The 16,642-nt window shown below is 61.4% G+C and carries 13 protein-coding genes; 5 read left to right on the top strand and 8 right to left on the bottom strand.

Annotated elements, in window-relative coordinates:
* Positions 1 to 98: 98 nt before the first annotated feature.
* The 4 genes from NRB16_RS14580 to NRB16_RS14595 all read left to right on the top strand — a co-directional run bounded on the left by NRB16_RS14580 (position 99) and on the right by NRB16_RS14595 (position 5,522).
* Positions 99 to 1,655 carry an HDOD domain-containing protein gene (locus NRB16_RS14580; RefSeq protein ID WP_253114532.1) on the top strand — a complete coding sequence of 519 codons (1,557 nt, stop codon included), beginning with the start codon at positions 99 to 101 and terminating at the stop codon, positions 1,653 to 1,655.
* A gap of 100 nt (positions 1,656 to 1,755) precedes the next feature.
* Entirely contained in the window at positions 1,756 to 2,571 is an 816-nt protein-coding gene (locus tag NRB16_RS14585; RefSeq protein ID WP_045486804.1) for a rhodanese-like domain-containing protein, read from the top strand.
* 42 nt (positions 2,572 to 2,613) lie between these two features.
* Positions 2,614 to 3,483, top strand: coding sequence for an archaetidylserine decarboxylase (gene asd / locus NRB16_RS14590; RefSeq protein WP_231906582.1), 870 nt, complete (start codon positions 2,614 to 2,616; stop codon positions 3,481 to 3,483).
* A 260-nt stretch (positions 3,484 to 3,743) separates the two neighbouring features.
* Positions 3,744 to 5,522 carry a hypothetical protein gene (locus tag NRB16_RS14595; protein WP_045486802.1) on the top strand — a complete coding sequence of 593 codons (1,779 nt, stop codon included), beginning with the start codon at positions 3,744 to 3,746 and terminating at the stop codon, positions 5,520 to 5,522.
* Between the two features lie 67 nt (positions 5,523 to 5,589).
* Here the strand turns inward: NRB16_RS14595 and serB are convergent, their stop codons facing one another.
* Positions 5,590 to 6,804, bottom strand: a complete 1,215-nt coding sequence (gene serB, locus NRB16_RS14600) for a phosphoserine phosphatase SerB (RefSeq protein ID WP_257106390.1) — start codon at positions 6,802 to 6,804, stop codon at positions 5,590 to 5,592.
* A gap of 134 nt (positions 6,805 to 6,938) precedes the next feature.
* Between serB and NRB16_RS14605 the strand changes: the two genes are divergently transcribed.
* Positions 6,939 to 8,462, top strand: a complete 1,524-nt coding sequence (locus NRB16_RS14605; protein WP_045486798.1) for a HAMP domain-containing protein — start codon at positions 6,939 to 6,941, stop codon at positions 8,460 to 8,462.
* A gap of 49 nt (positions 8,463 to 8,511) precedes the next feature.
* On the opposite strand, the gene NRB16_RS14610 is transcribed toward NRB16_RS14605, so the two are convergent.
* From NRB16_RS14610 to cpdA, 7 genes are all read right to left on the bottom strand, one after another.
* The gene (locus NRB16_RS14610) at positions 8,512 to 9,213 is read right to left on the bottom strand and encodes a membrane integrity-associated transporter subunit PqiC (RefSeq protein ID WP_045486795.1); all 702 of its coding nucleotides are present in this window, start codon (positions 9,211 to 9,213) and stop codon (positions 8,512 to 8,514) included.
* Between the two features lie 179 nt (positions 9,214 to 9,392).
* Positions 9,393 to 11,648 carry a DNA topoisomerase IV subunit A gene (parC, locus tag NRB16_RS14615; protein WP_045486792.1) on the bottom strand — a complete coding sequence of 752 codons (2,256 nt, stop codon included), beginning with the start codon at positions 11,646 to 11,648 and terminating at the stop codon, positions 9,393 to 9,395.
* 10 nt (positions 11,649 to 11,658) lie between these two features.
* A complete protein-coding gene (locus NRB16_RS14620; RefSeq protein WP_373568467.1) occupies positions 11,659 to 12,180 on the bottom strand; it encodes a TIGR02281 family clan AA aspartic protease in 522 nt (173 codons plus the stop codon).
* On the bottom strand, positions 12,177 to 13,136 hold the full coding sequence (locus NRB16_RS14625) for an esterase-like activity of phytase family protein (RefSeq protein WP_257106391.1): 960 nt from the start codon (positions 13,134 to 13,136) through the stop codon (positions 12,177 to 12,179). The genes NRB16_RS14620 and NRB16_RS14625 overlap by 4 nt, the downstream gene beginning before the upstream one ends.
* A complete protein-coding gene (parE, locus tag NRB16_RS14630; protein ID WP_257106392.1) occupies positions 13,133 to 15,037 on the bottom strand; it encodes a DNA topoisomerase IV subunit B in 1,905 nt (634 codons plus the stop codon). The genes NRB16_RS14625 and parE overlap by 4 nt, the downstream gene beginning before the upstream one ends.
* A 77-nt stretch (positions 15,038 to 15,114) precedes the next feature.
* Positions 15,115 to 15,708, bottom strand: a complete 594-nt coding sequence (locus tag NRB16_RS14635) for a YqiA/YcfP family alpha/beta fold hydrolase (RefSeq protein ID WP_253140320.1) — start codon at positions 15,706 to 15,708, stop codon at positions 15,115 to 15,117.
* Positions 15,709 to 15,788: 80 nt separating this feature from the next.
* A complete protein-coding gene (cpdA, locus tag NRB16_RS14640; protein ID WP_257106393.1) occupies positions 15,789 to 16,598 on the bottom strand; it encodes a 3',5'-cyclic-AMP phosphodiesterase in 810 nt (269 codons plus the stop codon).
* Between the last annotated feature and the right edge of the window lie 44 nt (positions 16,599 to 16,642).

Below are 16,642 nucleotides of genomic sequence, written 5' to 3' on the forward strand. Positions count from 1 at the left end.
TGTTTTGCTATCGAAACAGGGTGTAACAATACATGACGCATCCATATATGAAAAAGCGTATCCACTGCTGAACGATCTCAGCCGCACAGGCCTTCCGTATGCCGATAGCCAGCACATCGCACCTCCCACGCCCCAAGACACTTGAAGCCTGGGTCAAACAACTGGATGATCTTGCCCTGCCCGTTGCACAGGCCAATCACGCCCGTGTGCGCGCCGCACTGAACGACAGCCGTCGTTCGTTGCGTGATATTGCCGACATGATGCAAGACAGCCCGGCGCTGGTGCTGAGCGTGCTGCGCGAGGCCAACCAGCACAGCCATGGCATCACAGAGCCGGCCGAGAGTCTTGAAGTGGCGCTCAATCGCCTGGGCCTGGCCCGCACCGAAGTGCTGCTTAATCGCCTGCCGGCCAAACAGGCGCAGGAAGTCCCCCAGGCTTACCGTCAACTGATTCTGATCAGCCAGCATGCCACCCAACAGGCCAATGGCCTGTTCGCCAGCCGTCTGGCGCGGCTCTGGCAGGATATTCATCTGGGCAGCCTGCTGTTCCTCGCACCGCTCTGGCCACTGGCGCTGGCCCACCCCAAGCTGCTGGAAGAATGGGAACTGCGGGTCATTCATAAAGGCGAATCAAGCCGCACGGTCGAGCTTGAATTGTTCGGCGTCAAGCTGCTGGACTTGTGCCAGGCACTGGCCACGGTCTGGCGCCTGCCGGTCTGGGTCACGCGTGGCTATACCGTACTGATCAAAGAGCGCCGCGAATGGGTCAAGGCGCTGCGTATCGCCAGGGAAAATCACGACCCGCTGCAACAGCAGCGCGACATGGATGCCAACGCCGATCTGCAACGCTGGTTCAACCAGCCAGCCAATACGGTATTGATGGGTAATGGCCTGGCGCTGGCCGCACAGCAGGCCTGGAACAGCCCGCACTGCCTGCGCTGGGAACTGCTGAGCAGTCTGTACCTGCAACAGTCAATGGACCAGACCCAGCAACAGGTACACCAGAACGCTGCCAGCAGCGCTCGCCAGCATGCGGCGGACGATCTTTGGCATCCCGCCCAGGCGCTGCTCTGGCCGTGGGATTTTCGGCGCATCAGCAATGGCCATGAACCCGCTGCCGCACCTTCTGCCGATGACCTGCAACGCTGGCGCAAACTGTGCGCCGACATGCTGGTCGAGCCCTCCCCGTTCAACAACGCCATGCACCTGATCAGCACCGCCCGCGATGCGCTGGTGGCGAGCGGCATGCAGCGGGTCATGCTGCTGATGCCGGACAAGAACACTGGCCTGCTGCGCGTGCATCAACTGGCCGGCCTGGGTGCGGAAAATGCCGCATTACAGTTTCAGATCAAAGACAGCAAGGTACTGGAACGACTGCTGGCCCAGCCGACCCAACTGCGTCTTACACCGGCCAACCACGCACAGTTCGCAGCCTTGCTGCCGCCGGCCTTCAAGACCCTGTTCAAGGGCCAGCACTTACTGATCCGCTCGCTGAGCTGCAACGGCAAAGTGCTGATCCTGGCGATTGCCGACCAAGGTGGCAGCCCGATGTCGGAGATCACCGTACAGGCATTCGCCAAGACGGCGCAGTGTGTGGAACGTGCCCTGGTCAACTTTACCCAGCTCAAAAGCACCGGCCGGGCGAAACCTGTGTGATCGCTGGCGGGGCTGACAGGTTCAGACTGTCTTATCGGCGTGCAGGCCTTTCCGGCTCTGGGCTACAATCCACGCCTTTGCTCATGAAGGGAGGCTGGAAATGTCCGTGTTTAACGACTTGCCACTGGTTATTGAAGCCAGTGACCTGCAGCCTCGCCTGGAGGCGCCGGAGCTGATCCTTGTCGATCTGACCAATCAGGCCCGCTATGACGCAGGACACATTCCCGGCGCCTGTTTCATAGAGCCCAAGCGCACCCAGCTGGGCCAGCCTCCCGCTCCGGGCCTTGCGCCCGCGCTGAGCGATCTGGAGCGCCTGTTCGGCGAACTGGGGCACCGCAGCGATGCGGTATACGTGGTCTACGACGACGAAGGCGGTGGCTGGGCCGGGCGGTTTATCTGGCTGCTGGACGTCATCGGCCACTCCCGCTACCACTACCTCAATGGCGGACTGCTGGCCTGGGAGGCCGCCGGGCTGCCGCTGTCCAGTGAAGCATCGCCCACCCGCCACAGCGCAGTGAGCCTGAGCCTGCAAAGCGCGCCCACCGCCACCCGCGAATACCTGCAGAGCCGCCTGGGTGCTGCCGATCTTGCGATCTGGGATGCCCGCGGGCCCGAGGAATTTACCGGCAGCAAAGTGCTGGCGGCCAAAGGCGGACACATTCCCGGCGCGATCAACTTCGAGTGGACCGCTGGCATGGACAAAGAGCGTCAGCTGCGCATTCGTACCGATCTGCGCCAGACCCTGGAAGCACTGGGTATCACCCCGGACAAGGAAATCATCACCCACTGCCAGAGCCATCGCCGCTCAGGCTTTACCTATCTGGCCGCCAAAGCACTGGGCTACCCGCGAGTCAAGGCCTATGCCGGCTCCTGGAGCGAATGGGGCAACCACCCCGACACGCCTGTGGAGCAATGAACCTACGGCCTGCCCCGCGCAGGCCCCAACAAGCTGTTAGGAATATCAATGAAAGAGCGTCTGTTTATCCTGAGCCAGTACCTGCTGCCCCACCACCTGCTGTCACGCCTGGCTGGCTGTGTGGCCGAATGCAAGGTGAGCTGGTTCAAGAACGCATTCACCGCCTGGTTCGCCCGCCGCTATCAGGTAGACATGTCTCAGGCCCAAGTCGAAGACCTGACGGCCTATGAAAACTTCAACGCGTTTTTCACACGCGCACTGAAACCCGATGCTCGCCCTCTGGACGACACCCCCGGGGCAATCCTGTGCCCGGCCGACGGCGCCATCAGCCAGTTGGGTCCGATCGAACAAGGCCGGATTTTCCAGGCCAAGGGCCACAGTTTCAGCGTGCTGGAGCTGCTTGGCGGCGATCCGCTGCTGTCTGCGCCGTTCATGGGCGGTCAGTTCGCCACCGTCTATCTGTCGCCCAAGGATTACCATCGCGTTCATATGCCACTGGCCGGCACCCTGCGCGAGATGGTCTATGTGCCAGGGCGCATTTTCTCGGTCAACCAGACCACCGCCGAAAACGTACCTGAGCTGTTCGCCCGTAACGAGCGGGTAGTCTGCGTATTCGACACCGAACGCGGCCCGATGGCAGTAGTGCTGGTCGGCGCGATGATCGTAGCGTCGGTAGAAACTGTCTGGGCAGGCCTGGTCACGCCACCCAAGCGCCAGCTCAAGAGCGTGCGCTACGACGAAGCGGCACGGGCGCCAATCCAGCTGGAAAAAGGCGCCGAAATGGGCCGTTTCAAGCTGGGCTCCACAGCCATCGTACTGTTCGGCCCTGAGCAGGTGAAATGGGCCGAAACCCTGACGGCCGGCTCAGCGGTACGCATGGGCCAGGCTCTGGGTCGCGCCGACCAGGCGTGATCGTGGCTGCCGGCCAGGATCGTGCCTGGCCGGCAGCGGTGTCCATGCAACCTATTGCGGCGGGATTAATCATAAGGTCATGGCCCTGTGCCAGATTAAGCTGCGGTCGCAGGCCGATGCTGTTAAAGTCGACCCATCGGTGTTGTAGGACACTTCGCAGTCTATTGATATTGCCCAGCGCTCTCCCCCCTCGACGCATTGGCACCTTATCAATCTGACGCCACCGTTCAGGCCATCAACACGAGGGAGTTGCCTGTCACATGAGTAATATGAGCTTTCCGCTGCTGTTGCGCGTTTCTACGCCGACTCAGTCGAGCCTGACATTCTGTGAAGCCAACCCCCGCGACCTGAAACGCTGGATCTCGACCCTGCCCAAGGCAAACCTGGGCGAAATGGCCCGCCAGCTGTATCAGGGCTTGAGCGAACTCAACCAGTTGCTGACCTCCAGCGATAACCGCCTGCTGCTGCTCGAAGAGCTGCGTCCGGAGGTCTATTTCGTCTGCAAGCACCTGGAGCGCCACTTCCTCAACCAGGCCATCGTTCTGGACGAGCGCCCGCGCAAGGTCGCCAACCTGTGCCAGGCGCTGCAGAACCACCTGGCCACCGGCTATAAGCTGATTATCAACAGCATCGCGCCGCGCTACACGCGCGAAAACAGCACGTTGCTGACCACTGCGCTGCAACGTGCTGCGCATTGCCTGAACGGCCCGCTGATTCGCGCCAGCCAGCTGTATTGCCCGGTGCAGGACGGGCTGTGGCTTGAGCTGCACCAGATCTATCAGATCGCCCGCCAGTATCAGTTGCACCAGGTGCCGGTCAACGAGCCACAGGCCGTCCATGTTCGCAAGTTGAGCATTGAGCAGACCTACATCATCTCGCTGATGATGGGCAGCTCACGCTGCAACCAGATGCGCCAGCTCAATATTGGCAAGCTGGGCGAAGTGCTTGAGGCCTGGAGCAGCATGGTCAAACTGCAGGCAGCCAACGAACCAGGCACGTTGTTCGCCCTGGATCCAGCCGCCGACAAGCCGCCGCTGTATCGCACCCTGTTCGATGAGCAGCTGCTGCCGCGCCTGCTGGGTATCAACCCGCTGGCCCTGGCCGTGGCCCTGGAGCAGTATTTGGAGCTGCCCGCCGAACAACGCTCGCAATCCGGCCTGAGCGTACCGCCGGGCGTCAGCACAGACCTGATCCAGCATCTGGCAGCCGCCTGGGGTGATGTCGCCGAGCGCACCTTCCAGCGCATGGCCGGGCACGGCACGCTGAAGATCTGCATTGGCATGAGCGCCCTGCATTACTACCTGGCCGGCAAGAAGTCGTTCAGCGAACTGCTGCAGTTGCCCGCCGTGATCCAGGCCGCCGACTTCACCCTCAAGGTCGCCAATGAGAACAGTGACGACCCATGGTCGCAGGCGTTTGATGCCCACCGTGGCGGCACCTCGTCGACTTTGCTGCCGTTCGAGGAAATCGAATACCCGCAGGTCGACGCCGACCATGACCCCGGCAACGCGCAACACGACTTTCCGATGTTCGAGCTAAGCATCGTCAATCACAGCCCGGGTGGTTATTGCCTGGCCTGGCACAAAGAAGTGCCAACTCAACTGCAAGCCGGTGAGCTGGTCGGCATTCAGGACGAAAGCGCGCAAAACTGGAGTATCGCCATCGTGCGCTGGGTACGCCAGGTACGCAGCGGCGGTACCCAGATGGGGATTGAACTGATCGCTCCATTTGCCCAGCCATGCGGCATGCAATTGATCCGTGAAGAGCAGAACAGCCAGTACCTGCGCAGCCTGATGCTGCCGGAGGTGCGCGCCATGAGCAAACCACCCTTGATGCTGGCGCCACGTCTGCCATTCAAGGAAGACAGCAAAGTACTGATCAACATCAATGGCGAAGAAAAGCGCGCAGCGCTTAAAACCCGGCATATTGCTAGCGCCAGCTACAACCAGTTTGAATATCAGGTCTTCGAGGCGCCGAAATCAGCGGCGCCCGAGAAAAAGATCGGGGAAGAGTTCGAATCGTTGTGGGGCAGCCTGTAGGCGCTGCTTCAGCAGCGAAGATCGCTCAGCCACCTTCGCCGCCAAAGCCCTTGACCTCAAGCCCGCCTCAGTTACGCCCTTCGCGGTCGCGCAAGCCCAGCAGGTAGAGAACCCCATCCAGCCCCAGGGTCGAGATGGCCTGTTTGGCCGATTGTTTGACCAACGGTTTGGCACGAAATGCCACGCCCAGACCGGCAATGGCCAACATCGGCAGGTCATTGGCACCGTCGCCCACGGCGATGGTCTGCTCCAGGCTCAAGCCTTCCTTGTGCGCCAGCTCGCGCAGCAGGTCAGCCTTGCGCTGCGCATCGACGACAGGCTCGACGGCCACACCGGTGACCCGGCCATCCTCAATTTGCAGTTCGTTGGCAAATACATAGTCGATGCCAAGCTTTTCCTGCAATTGACGGGCAAAGTAGGTAAAGCCGCCCGACAGAATCGCGGTTTTGTAGCCCAGCCGTTTGAGTTCCGCGAACAGCGTTTCGGCACCCTCGGTCAGACGCAGCGAAGCGCCGATTTCGTCGAGCACGCTGACATCCAGGCCTTTGAGCAGCGCCAGACGCTCTTTGAAACTGGCGCGAAAATCCAGTTCGCCGCGCATGGCCCGCTCGGTGATTTCCGAAACCTGCTCACCCACGCCGGCGGCTTTGGCCAGTTCGTCGATGACTTCGGCTTCGATCAGGGTCGAGTCCATGTCGAACACGGCCAGGCGCCGATTACGCCGGAACAGCGAGTCTTGCTGGAACGCGATGTCGACATTCAGCGCCTGAGCAACACTGAGAAACTCGGCCTGCATGGCCTTGAGGTCCGCCGGTTCGCCGCGCACCGAAAACTCGATGCAACCCTTGCCCTGATCCGCCGGGGTGTCGAGCGGCATACGCCCGGACAAACGGTCGATATGGTCAATATTGAGCCCGTAACGGGCGGTAATCGAGCTGACACACTGTAACTGCTCGGCCGTGACCTTGCGGGTCAGCAGGGTCACGATGTGCCGCGCCTTGCCCTGGCCTTCAACCCAACGCTGGTAGTCCTGTTCCGACACGGCAGTGAAGCGCACCTGCTGGTCGAGCTTGTAGGCGGTGAACAACACGTCTTTGAGGACCGATGAGCCTTCGTCGGTGCCCGGGATTTCGACCAGAATGCCAAACGACAGGGTGTCATGGATCACAGCCTGACCAATATCGAGAATGTTCACGCCACCCTGGGCGAGGACGCCGGTAATGGCCGCAGTGAGACCGGGACGGTCTTCACCAGTAATGTTGATCAGGACGATTTCGCGCAAGGCGCACCCCCGCAGGTGGAAAAAAACCGCATTCTACCCGCTTTCAGTGACCATCGGGCACAGCCAGCGCTTTGCCACGTCTGGGCCGCTCGCTATACTGCGCGGCAACTTCATTATCGAAAGAGCCGCGCTCAGTGAACCGGCCCACGCCTATCAAGACCGATAACTTCTTCCTGTTGATCTTCCGTGCCCTGCGTCATCGCCGCGTACCGATCGCCCTGCGTATTGCCAGCCACAACGTGATTCTCGTGGCTCTGGCATTGGTGATCTATGCCGGCGTGATGGGCTTGCAGTTCAAACAGGCCATGCACGAGCAGGCAGACGCGCTGGGACAGTCCCTGACCATCCAGACAGCCAGCTCGGCGACCGAACTGCTGGTGTCCAACGACATCCTCAGCCTCAACGTGCTGCTCGGCAATCTGGTGAAAAACCCGCTGGTGGCCCACGCGGCGATCTACAGCGTCGACAACCGCATCCTCGCCGAAGCCGGGCAACGCCCGAAAAACAGCCTGCTGGGTGAAACCCAGGGGCTGTACGAGATCAAGATCACCTTCCAGGACGTCATGGCGGGGCATCTGCGGATCAGCCTGGACATGTCGCAGTTCCAGCAGCCGATGACCATCAGCCTGCAGAGCATGGGCATCCTGGCCGGCATCCTGCTTGCGTTGGCCCTGGCCCTGAGCCTGCGCCTGGGCCGGCATATCTCGACCCCGCTGCTGCAACTGCGCCTGTGGCTAAGGGATATCGACCCCTACACCCCAGGCACCGAGCGCCAGGATGAGGTGGGCGATCTGGCCCGCCAGCTACGCACCTCGTTCGCCCCGCCGATACCAGAGCCTGAGCCGATCCCTGAGCCCGAACTGTTCGACGAAGATCTCGAAGAGCACGACGAGCCCGAGCCGCGCAGCCAGGTTGCCGAACCGGCCCGACCGCGCCTGCCAGCCGCTGCCGCGCCGCGACGTGTGGTGGCCGAGGAAGACCTCGAAGACGAAGAAGACCCGTTCGCCGACCTGCGCGATAACTCCACTCCCGTCGCCCGCCCGGTTGCGTCCTTGCCAGTACCTGCCGCAGCGCCCAGCGAGCCGCAGTACAGCGCAATTCTTGCCGTGCAACTGGGCGGCCAGGACCAACTTCGCCGCCTGCCCAAAGCACGGCTGACCGACCTGCTGCAGCGCTATCGCGACTGCCTGGACCAGGCCACGTCACTGTATGACGGCGAGCTGCACACCTTGAACGACGGCAGCACCCTCATGCTGTTCCACACCCAGACCAGCGGCGAGGATTACCTCACCAATGCAATCTGCTGTGGCGAGCTGCTGCGCGCCCTGAGCCATGCCCTGCAGATCGAAGTCGCCGACAGCGGCATCACCCTGCAACTGCAACTGGGCCTGACCTTGAGTGACGGGGTGGCGGGCCTGAGCCAGATCGATCTGCTGCTGACCGACAAGGCGCAAGACGCTCTGGCCCTGTCGCAACACAGCCGCAACCTGCTGCTGGTCGAGCGCTCGGTAAACGATGACGAACTGCTGCGCCAGCGCGCACGCATCCGGCCGATCGCCAGCCCCGAAGGCGCCTGCTGTGTCGAACGCCTGATGGAGCCCTACCCGTCGATGCTCGAACGCCAATTGGCGCGCATGCACGACGCGCACAAGGTCTGATTGCAGAGATAAAAAAACCGCGCCAGGCGCGGTTTTTTTATGCGTGTCTTTAGAAACGGAACACTTCAAGATCGGTTCGAATGGGCGATGCCATTGGAATCTTGGGCTTTTCCGGCTGCGGCTTGGCACGCACCACCGGCGCAGTTTTCTTGGGTTCCTCAACCGGCGCCCAGGAAATTGGCTTGATGGCGGTGCTGACCTGATCGGCCAGACGCTGCAGCAGAATGCCCTGCGCCTTGACCTGCGAAGCCGTTGTCCCAGTGTGGACCTCTTCGAGGTGCACCAGGCGGCTGTCACGGACATTACCCTTGCGGTCGAGCAGGCGCCACTGCGCATCGAGAATCGCCGGCTGCTTGCTACCGGAGTCCAGCCGGGTGATGGACAACAGCACCTGTACGTCCGGCGTGAAGTTGGCAACCGTGGGCGACAACACCACCCGCTGACTGTCGAGCTTCCAGGAAATCTGGCGCAACAGCAGTTGATCGATATCCGAAGACAGGTTACCGGCCCAGCGTCCATCGGCGGCCGCGGTCAGCGTGCCATCAGGCTGACGTTGCAGCAGGGTTTCGCGTTGCAGGTAGTCGGCAATCGAAACCGGCCCCAGCAATACTGCCAGCCCAGCAGCCTGCTTTGGCTGGCCTGGCTCACCGCTGTCGAGCTGGTAGAGCGCAGCCGGTTGATGCACGCTGCACCCGGCAAGGCCGAGCACACCCGTCACCAACAAAATCATGGGAAGGCGTAGAAGATTCATCGTCCCGTCCAACCTGCGTTCGGCAGGTCAAAAATTGAATACGCATCAGGGTCATGCAGGCATTGAGCCACGCCTGCTCCTGAAGACCCCATATCATCCGTGAATATTCGCTGTGACTCCAGCGATTATGCGGCGATCTTCATGGCAGAACGAAGATCGCTGACCGCAAACGATCATTCTCAGCCGTTTTCCACCAATAAGGCGTCCACCCGCTGGAAACCGCGTGGCAATTTATTACCACGCCGCCCGCGCTCGCCCTTGTAGTGTTCCAGATCATCGGCCTTGAGCGACAGTGTACGCTTGCCGGCTTGCAGCACCAGCGTTGCGCCTGACGGCACGACGGCCAGATCGGTGACATATTCTTCACGGCTGGCCACCCGGTCACCCGGCACACCGATGATCTTGTTGCCCTTGCCCTTACCCAACTGCGGCAGATCGTTGATGCGAAACACCAGCAGGCGACCCTCGGTAGTCACTGCCGCCAGCCAGTGATTTTCGCGGTCGAGCACCGGACGCGGAGCAATCACCTTCGAGCCGGCCGGCAGGGTCAACAGCGCCTTGCCGGCCTTGTTCTTGGCCTGCAGGTCTTCACCCTTGACCACAAATCCGTAACCGGCGTCGGACGCGATCACATACAGCGCATCGTCATCGGGCAACAGCACGCAATCGAAGGTCGCACCGGGTGGCGGCTGCAGCTTGCCGGTCAACGGTTCGCCCTGGCCCCTGGCCGATGGCAAGGTATGCGCGGCCACCGAATAACTGCGGCCGGTGGAATCAATGAACACCGCAAACTGATTGGAGCGCCCTATCGCTGCGGTTTTGAAACCATCGCCGGCTTTATAAGAGAGCCCGGTCGCGTCGATGTCGTGGCCCTTGGCGCAACGTACCCAGCCCTTTTCCGACAGCACCACAGTGACCGGCTCGGTAGGCATCAGCTCGTTTTCCGACAGCGCCTTGGCTTCGGCACGCTCGACAATCGGCGAACGGCGGTCGTCGCCATAGGTTTCAGCATCGGCGATCAGCTCAGCACGCACCAGTTTGCGCAGTTTGGTGTCGCTGCCCAGCAATGCCTTAAGCTTGGCCTGCTCTTTGAGCAATGCATCCTGCTCGCCGCGCAGCTTCATTTCTTCGAGCCGCGCCAATTGCCGCAAGCGCGTGTCGAGAATGTAGTCGGCCTGGATTTCCGACAGGTCGAAACGGGCAATCAGGTCAGCCTTGGGCTGATCCGAGGTGCGGATGATGTGAATGACCTCATCGAGGTTCAGATACGCCGTCAGCAAACCGTCCAACAGGTGCAGGCGATGTTCGACCTTGTCCAGACGGTACTGCAGGCGGCGGCGCACGGTGGCGATGCGGAACATCAGCCACTCATTAAGCAACACCTTGAGGTTCTTGAGCTGCGGCTTACCGTCCAGGCCAATGATATTGACGTTGACCCGGTAGCTGGACTCAAGATCGGTGGTGGCGAACAGATGCTGCATCAGTTCGGCGGCGTCGACCCGGTTGGAGCGCGGAATGATCACGATCCGGCAGGGGTTTTCATGGTCCGACTCATCGCGCAGGTCGGCCACCATGGGCAGCTTCTTGGCCTGCATCTGTGCAGCGATCTGCTCCAGCACCTTGGCACCCGACACCTGGTGCGGCAGCGCCGTGACCACAATGTCGCCATCCTCGACGCGGTACACCGCGCGCATGCGCACCGAGCCCTTGCCGGTTTCGTAAATCTTCAGCAGGTCAGCCCGTGGCGTGACAATTTCAGCCTCGGTCGGGTAGTCCGGGCCCGGAATGTGTTCGCAAAGCTGCTCGACCGTGGCTTTGGGATCGTCGAGCAAATGCACGCATGCACTGGCGACCTCACGCAGGTTGTGCGGCGGCACGTCAGTCGCCATGCCCACGGCAATACCCGTGGTGCCATTGAGCAGGATATTCGGCAAACGGGCCGGCAACACCGCGGGTTCTTCAAGGGTGCCATCGAAGTTCGGCACCCAGTCAGCGGTCCCCTGGCCCAGCTCGCTGAGCAGCACTTCGGAATACCGCGACAGCCGGGCTTCGGTATAACGCATGGCCGCAAACGACTTCGGATCGTCCGGTGCGCCCCAGTTACCCTGGCCATCGACCAGCGTATAGCGGTAGCTGAACGGCTGAGCCATCAACACCATGGCCTCGTAACAGGCCGAGTCACCATGCGGATGGAACTTGCCGAGCACGTCGCCGACCGTACGCGCCGACTTCTTGTGCTTGGCGTCGGCGCCCAGGCCCAGTTCGCTCATCGCATAGACAATGCGCCGCTGTACCGGCTTGAGACCGTCACCGATATGCGGCAGGGCACGGTCCATGATCACGTACATGGAATAGTTGAGGTAGGCCTGTTCGGTGAAGTCAGCCAGGGACCGGCGTTCTACGCCATCGAGACTGAGGTCAAGGGAGTCGCTCATGCGGGCCTCATCATTGGGTCGTCTGGCGCAGCAGCAAGGTGCCGCTGCGCTGGGTAAATTCAAGTTGTTTCATGGCGCTCATGCCGAGCAGGATTTCTCTGCCTTCAAGACTTGGCGTCACCAGGGCGCGAACATCGTGCAGGACGATCTGGCCCAGTTGCAGACGCTCGACGCGGGTCCGAAACCCCTGGACCCGGCCATTGGCGGTATTGACCGTGACCGGAACACCGCGCTCCAGGCCCAGTTCGTCGGCCACCTCGGCCGGTATCGCCACATCGGTGGCGCCGGTGTCGATCATGAATGCGACCGGGCGACCGTTGAGCTGCGCTGTCCCGACAAAATGCCCCTGACGGTTACCTGCCAGACGCACCTCGACATAGCCATCGCCCTGCTCAGAAAGCATTTCGCTGTTGGGATTATGCTGCCGGTCTTCCCACTCACCAAAAAAACGGGTGGCCAGGAACAGGCCTGCTATCCAGGCAAGCATCATCAGGACCTTGCCGGCCCGCCGGCCTGGGGGTGACTGGCTCATGGCGCGCTCCAGCCACCGGTCGGGGCGGCGAAGCGCCATACCACCGGCCGCTTTTCGCCATCGGCACGTGCACCAAAGTTGTTATCGGTGCCGATCCAGGCGCCGCTCTCATCAACCACCAGTGCTTCGGTCAGACCATAGGGTTGCTCATAGCGCCGGTGCGGCTTTTTCGCCTCGGCACCGAATGACCAGCAACGTTCAAGCTCGCCGTCTTGCAGGCTGCGCCGGCAGACCCGGTACACCGAGCGCTCAAGGGTGAACAGCTTGCCGTTGTACAGCGCCAGGTCGGAAAAGTCCGGAAAAGCACTACCCTTCGACGCGGCCTGATCCACTTCGGCATACAGCACGCAACTGCCGGTGCATCGCCATTGCCCGTCTTGCTGATCCACTCGCAACAGCCCGCGCTGTTCGCGCTCGGCGGCCAGCCAGAGCTGTTGCCCGTCGGGGCTCACGGCAATGCCTTCATACAGCGCATTGAAGCGCTGCAACATGCCCTTTTCCCGAGCCTGACGGATCACATCTGCTGGCAGTGGCAGCCAGTTGGCCGCACCTTGCGCGGTGACTTTGAGCACTGCGCCATGGGCCTCGCTGACCACATAGCGGTTGCCTGCCGCGTCGCAACTGATGCCTTCATAATCCATTGCACCACCCCGCACCACCGACGACAGGCTGGCCATTGAGCGCAGGCTGGCCGGCAGGTCGCTGTGCGCTGCGGGCACCTCGATGATTTCGGCCTCGGCCTGCCAGACGGGTTGCGAGCGGTCCAGGCGATACAGCACCCGGTCATCGCGGTCCGACACCGTCCACAACTCACCGTTACACAGCGCCAGACCCGACAGGTTACCGCCGGTCATGCCGTCGATCGGATGTTCCGAGACCAGCTTGAGCTGCTCAAGCGGCACCGCCAAAGCAGGTGCCGCCAGCAAGGCCAGAAGGGCGAACCAGGCCGCTCTCAAATCATGACCTCGGCCAGGTTGCCCTTGGTTTCGAGCCAGGACTTACGGTCTGCGGCGCGCTTCTTGGCCAGCAACATGTCCATGATTTCCCGGGTTGTATCGAAGTCGTCCAGGGTCAGCTGTACCAGCCGCCGGGTGTTCGGGTCCATGGTGGTTTCACGCAGCTGCGGCGGGTTCATCTCACCCAGGCCCTTGAATCGGGTGACCTGTGGCTTGCCGCGTTTTTTCTCGGCCACCAGACGGTCGAGAATCCCGTCGCGCTCGGCTTCATCCAGGGCATAGAAGATTTCCTTGCCCAGGTCGATGCGGTACAGCGGCGGCATCGCCACATAGACGTTACCGGCATCCACCAGCGGGCGGAAATGTTGGACGAACAGCGCACACAACAAGGTTGCGATGTGCAGGCCATCGGAGTCGGCGTCGGCCAGGATGCAGATCTTGCCATAACGCAACTGACTGATATCCGTCGAACCCGGATCCACCCCGATCGCCACGGCAATGTTGTGCACTTCCTGGCTGGCCAGGACTTCACCACCATCGACTTCCCAGGTATTGAGGATCTTGCCGCGCAACGGCAGGATCGCCTGGAACTCCTTGTCTCGCGCCTGCTTGGCCGAACCACCGGCCGAATCACCCTCGACCAGGAACAGTTCGGAACGGGCCGGGTCCTGGCCTGCGCAATCAGCCAGCTTACCGGGCAGCGCAGGCCCTTGGGTAATGCGCTTGCGCTCGACCTTCTTGCTGGCTTTCAGGCGCCGACCGGCATTGCTGATCGCCAGCTCCGCCAGTTGCATGCCAAGGTCCGAGTGGGTGTTCAGCCACAGGCTGAACGCATCCTTGACCACCCCGGAAACAAAGGCTGCGGCCTCACGGGACGAAAGACGTTCTTTGGTTTGCCCGGAGAATTGCGGCTCCTGCATCTTGGTCGAAAGCACAAAGGCAATCCGCTCCCAGACGTCTTCCGGAGCCAGTTTCACACCACGCGGCAGCAGGCTGCGGAATTCACAGAACTCGCGCATGGCATCGAGCAAGCCCTGGCGCAAGCCATTGACATGGGTGCCGCCCTGCGCGGTCGGAATAAGGTTGACGTAACTTTCCTGGAGGCTGTCGCCGCCTTCAGGCAGCCATAACAGCGCCCAGTCCACCGCCTCCTTGTTACCGGCAAAGCTGCCGCAGAAGGGTTCTTCCGGCAGACGCAGGAAGTCGTTGACCGAGTACTGCAGGTAGGAGCGCAGGCCATCTTCGTAGTGCCACTCGACCTTCTCGCCGTTGGACTTGTCTTCGAAACTCACCAACAGGCCAGGGCACAATACAGCCTTGGCCTTGAGCACATGCTTGAGACGACTGACGGAAAACTTCGGGCTGTCGAAATACTTCGGGTCCGGGCTGAAATACACGCTGGTGCCGGTATTGCGCTTGCCCACGGTGCCGACCACTTCCAGCTCCGAGGCTTTGAAGCCGTCGGCGAAGCTCATCTGGTATTCGTTGCCGTCACGCTTGACCTTGACCCGCACCTGGGTCGACAGCGCGTTGACCACCGAGATGCCCACCCCGTGCAAACCGCCGGAGAACTGGTAGTTCTTGTTGGAGAACTTGCCGCCGGCATGCAGCTTGGTGAGGATCAGCTCGACACCTGAAACCCCCTCTTCGGGGTGGATATCCACCGGCATGCCGCGACCGTCGTCGCTGACTTCAAGCGAGTTGTCAGCGTGCAGAATCACTTGCACCGAACGGGCGTGACCGGCCAGAGCTTCGTCGACACTGTTGTCGATGACCTCCTGGGCCAGGTGGTTGGGCCGCGAGGTGTCGGTGTACATGCCCGGACGTTTGCGAACCGGGTCGAGGCCCGAGAGGACTTCGATGGCATCGGCGTTATAAGAGCTAGCGCTGGGAGTGGCCATGGGTTCTCGTCATCAATGGTTCATGAAATGTTGCATATTTGCATGCGCGCCTTTCACTGGGGTGACAGGCGGGCGGATTACAGCGGCGCCGGAGCAAAACCGGCTATCGCCAGCAACTCGGGCATGCGCGCCTCGAAGCCTTGATAGCTGTGGTCCCCGCCTTCGCGAATATCCAGCTTGCACTGAGCATAAAACGCAGCGGCGCGGCGGTAATCCAGGGTCTGGTCACCGGTCTGCAGCCAGACCTGGATGTCCTGCGGCTGATTTGGCGCAGGCACCTCCAGCTCGGCCAACGCCTGAATATGATCCAGGGTCAGTTCCCAGCGCTGTCCGGTATAAAGGTTCTGCTGAGTGCCCAGATAGCCATCGAACAACTGGTGCGGGTTGACCGCCGGGTTGATCAGCACCGCTTTGAGCCCGTGACGCTGCGCAAGATGGGTCGCATAGTAGCCGCCAAGCGAGCTGCCGACCAGTAATGGCCGGCCCAACGCCTCAATGGCCTGTTCAAGCTGGGCCAGCGCCTGGCGAGGATGATGGTGCAGTTCAGGCACGCGCAAGCGCTCTTGCAGCCCCAGCGAATGCATCAGCGCCGCCAGCCAGGTGGCCTTTTTCGACAGGGCCGAGCTGTTCAGGCCATGGATATACAAGAGTGCGGGGGTATGGCCGGTCATGCCTTGGCTCCGGTTTGCGCGTCATGATAAAGCCGCACAGTTTACAGGACTAAGGCCCGGGAGCTGCACCGGCAAATGTTTCAATAGCCGGTTCCGGACAGATCGACCTCGAAATGTACGCCAACCAGCCGCGAAACCCCGGTTTCAAGCCGCCCGTCGTCATGCAGGCGTAACCAGCGATAGCCTGGCGCGGCGGTATCAAGGGCAAAATCTACGCTGCCCGGTGCGAACTGGATACAGGTTGACGGCGTGGCCAGCAGCCGAATGCCTTGACGCACTTGATCAAATTCCTGATGCACATGCCCCCAGAGCACCGCCCGGACCTGGGGATAACGCTCCAGCACGGCGAACAACGCATCAGCGTTATGCAGGCCGATCGGCTTCATCCATTCACAACCAATGGCGACCGGATGATGATGCAGACAAACCAGATGATGGCGCTCAGGCGCCTCACGCAAGGACTGCTCCAGTAACTGGAGTTGTTCATCCTCCAGATAACCGAACACCGAACCTTCGACCTCGGAGTTGAGCATGGTCACCCGCCAGCCACCGACATCGGTCACCGGCTGTAACGCGTCACAGCCCTGCGCGGCTTCGCTCATCTGTGGCCAGTGGTCATGGTTACCGGGCAGCCAGCGCACCGGTGCCCCGAGCACCTCGCTCATCTGCCGGAACGCCTGATACGACTGCAGTGAGCCGTCCTGGGACAAATCGCCGGTCATCAACAGCAGATCAATAGCCGGTTGCTCGGCCTGCACCTGCTCAATGACCTTGTGCAACCCCTCGCGGGTTTTCATGCCCAGCAGCGTGCCGTCCGCGTCAGCGAACAAATGACTGTCAGAAATCTGGACCAGCAGGACTGAAGAGTCCTTGATTGATGAACTCGGCAACGGCCGTCTCCCCCGGACGATTCGCTGCGATTATGGTAGTTGAT

Source organism: Pseudomonas sp. LJDD11 (assembly GCF_024584215.1).
In the GTDB taxonomy this organism is placed as follows: domain Bacteria; phylum Pseudomonadota; class Gammaproteobacteria; order Pseudomonadales; family Pseudomonadaceae; genus Aquipseudomonas.

Coding starts and splice junctions, on each gene's coding strand:
- parC (WP_045486792.1), bottom strand. CDS start 11,648: ATGAGCGACTCCCTTGACCTCAGTCTCGATGGCGTAGAACGCCGGTCC.
- NRB16_RS14610 (WP_045486795.1), bottom strand. CDS start 9,213: ATGAATCTTCTACGCCTTCCCATGATTTTGTTGGTGACGGGTGTGCTC.
- NRB16_RS14620 (WP_373568467.1), bottom strand. CDS start 12,180: ATGAGCCAGTCACCCCCAGGCCGGCGGGCCGGCAAGGTCCTGATGATG.
- NRB16_RS14580 (WP_253114532.1), top strand. CDS start 99: ATGCCGATAGCCAGCACATCGCACCTCCCACGCCCCAAGACACTTGAA.
- NRB16_RS14585 (WP_045486804.1), top strand. CDS start 1,756: ATGTCCGTGTTTAACGACTTGCCACTGGTTATTGAAGCCAGTGACCTG.
- NRB16_RS14595 (WP_045486802.1), top strand. CDS start 3,744: ATGAGTAATATGAGCTTTCCGCTGCTGTTGCGCGTTTCTACGCCGACT.
- NRB16_RS14635 (WP_253140320.1), bottom strand. CDS start 15,708: ATGACCGGCCATACCCCCGCACTCTTGTATATCCATGGCCTGAACAGC.
- parE (WP_257106392.1), bottom strand. CDS start 15,037: ATGGCCACTCCCAGCGCTAGCTCTTATAACGCCGATGCCATCGAAGTC.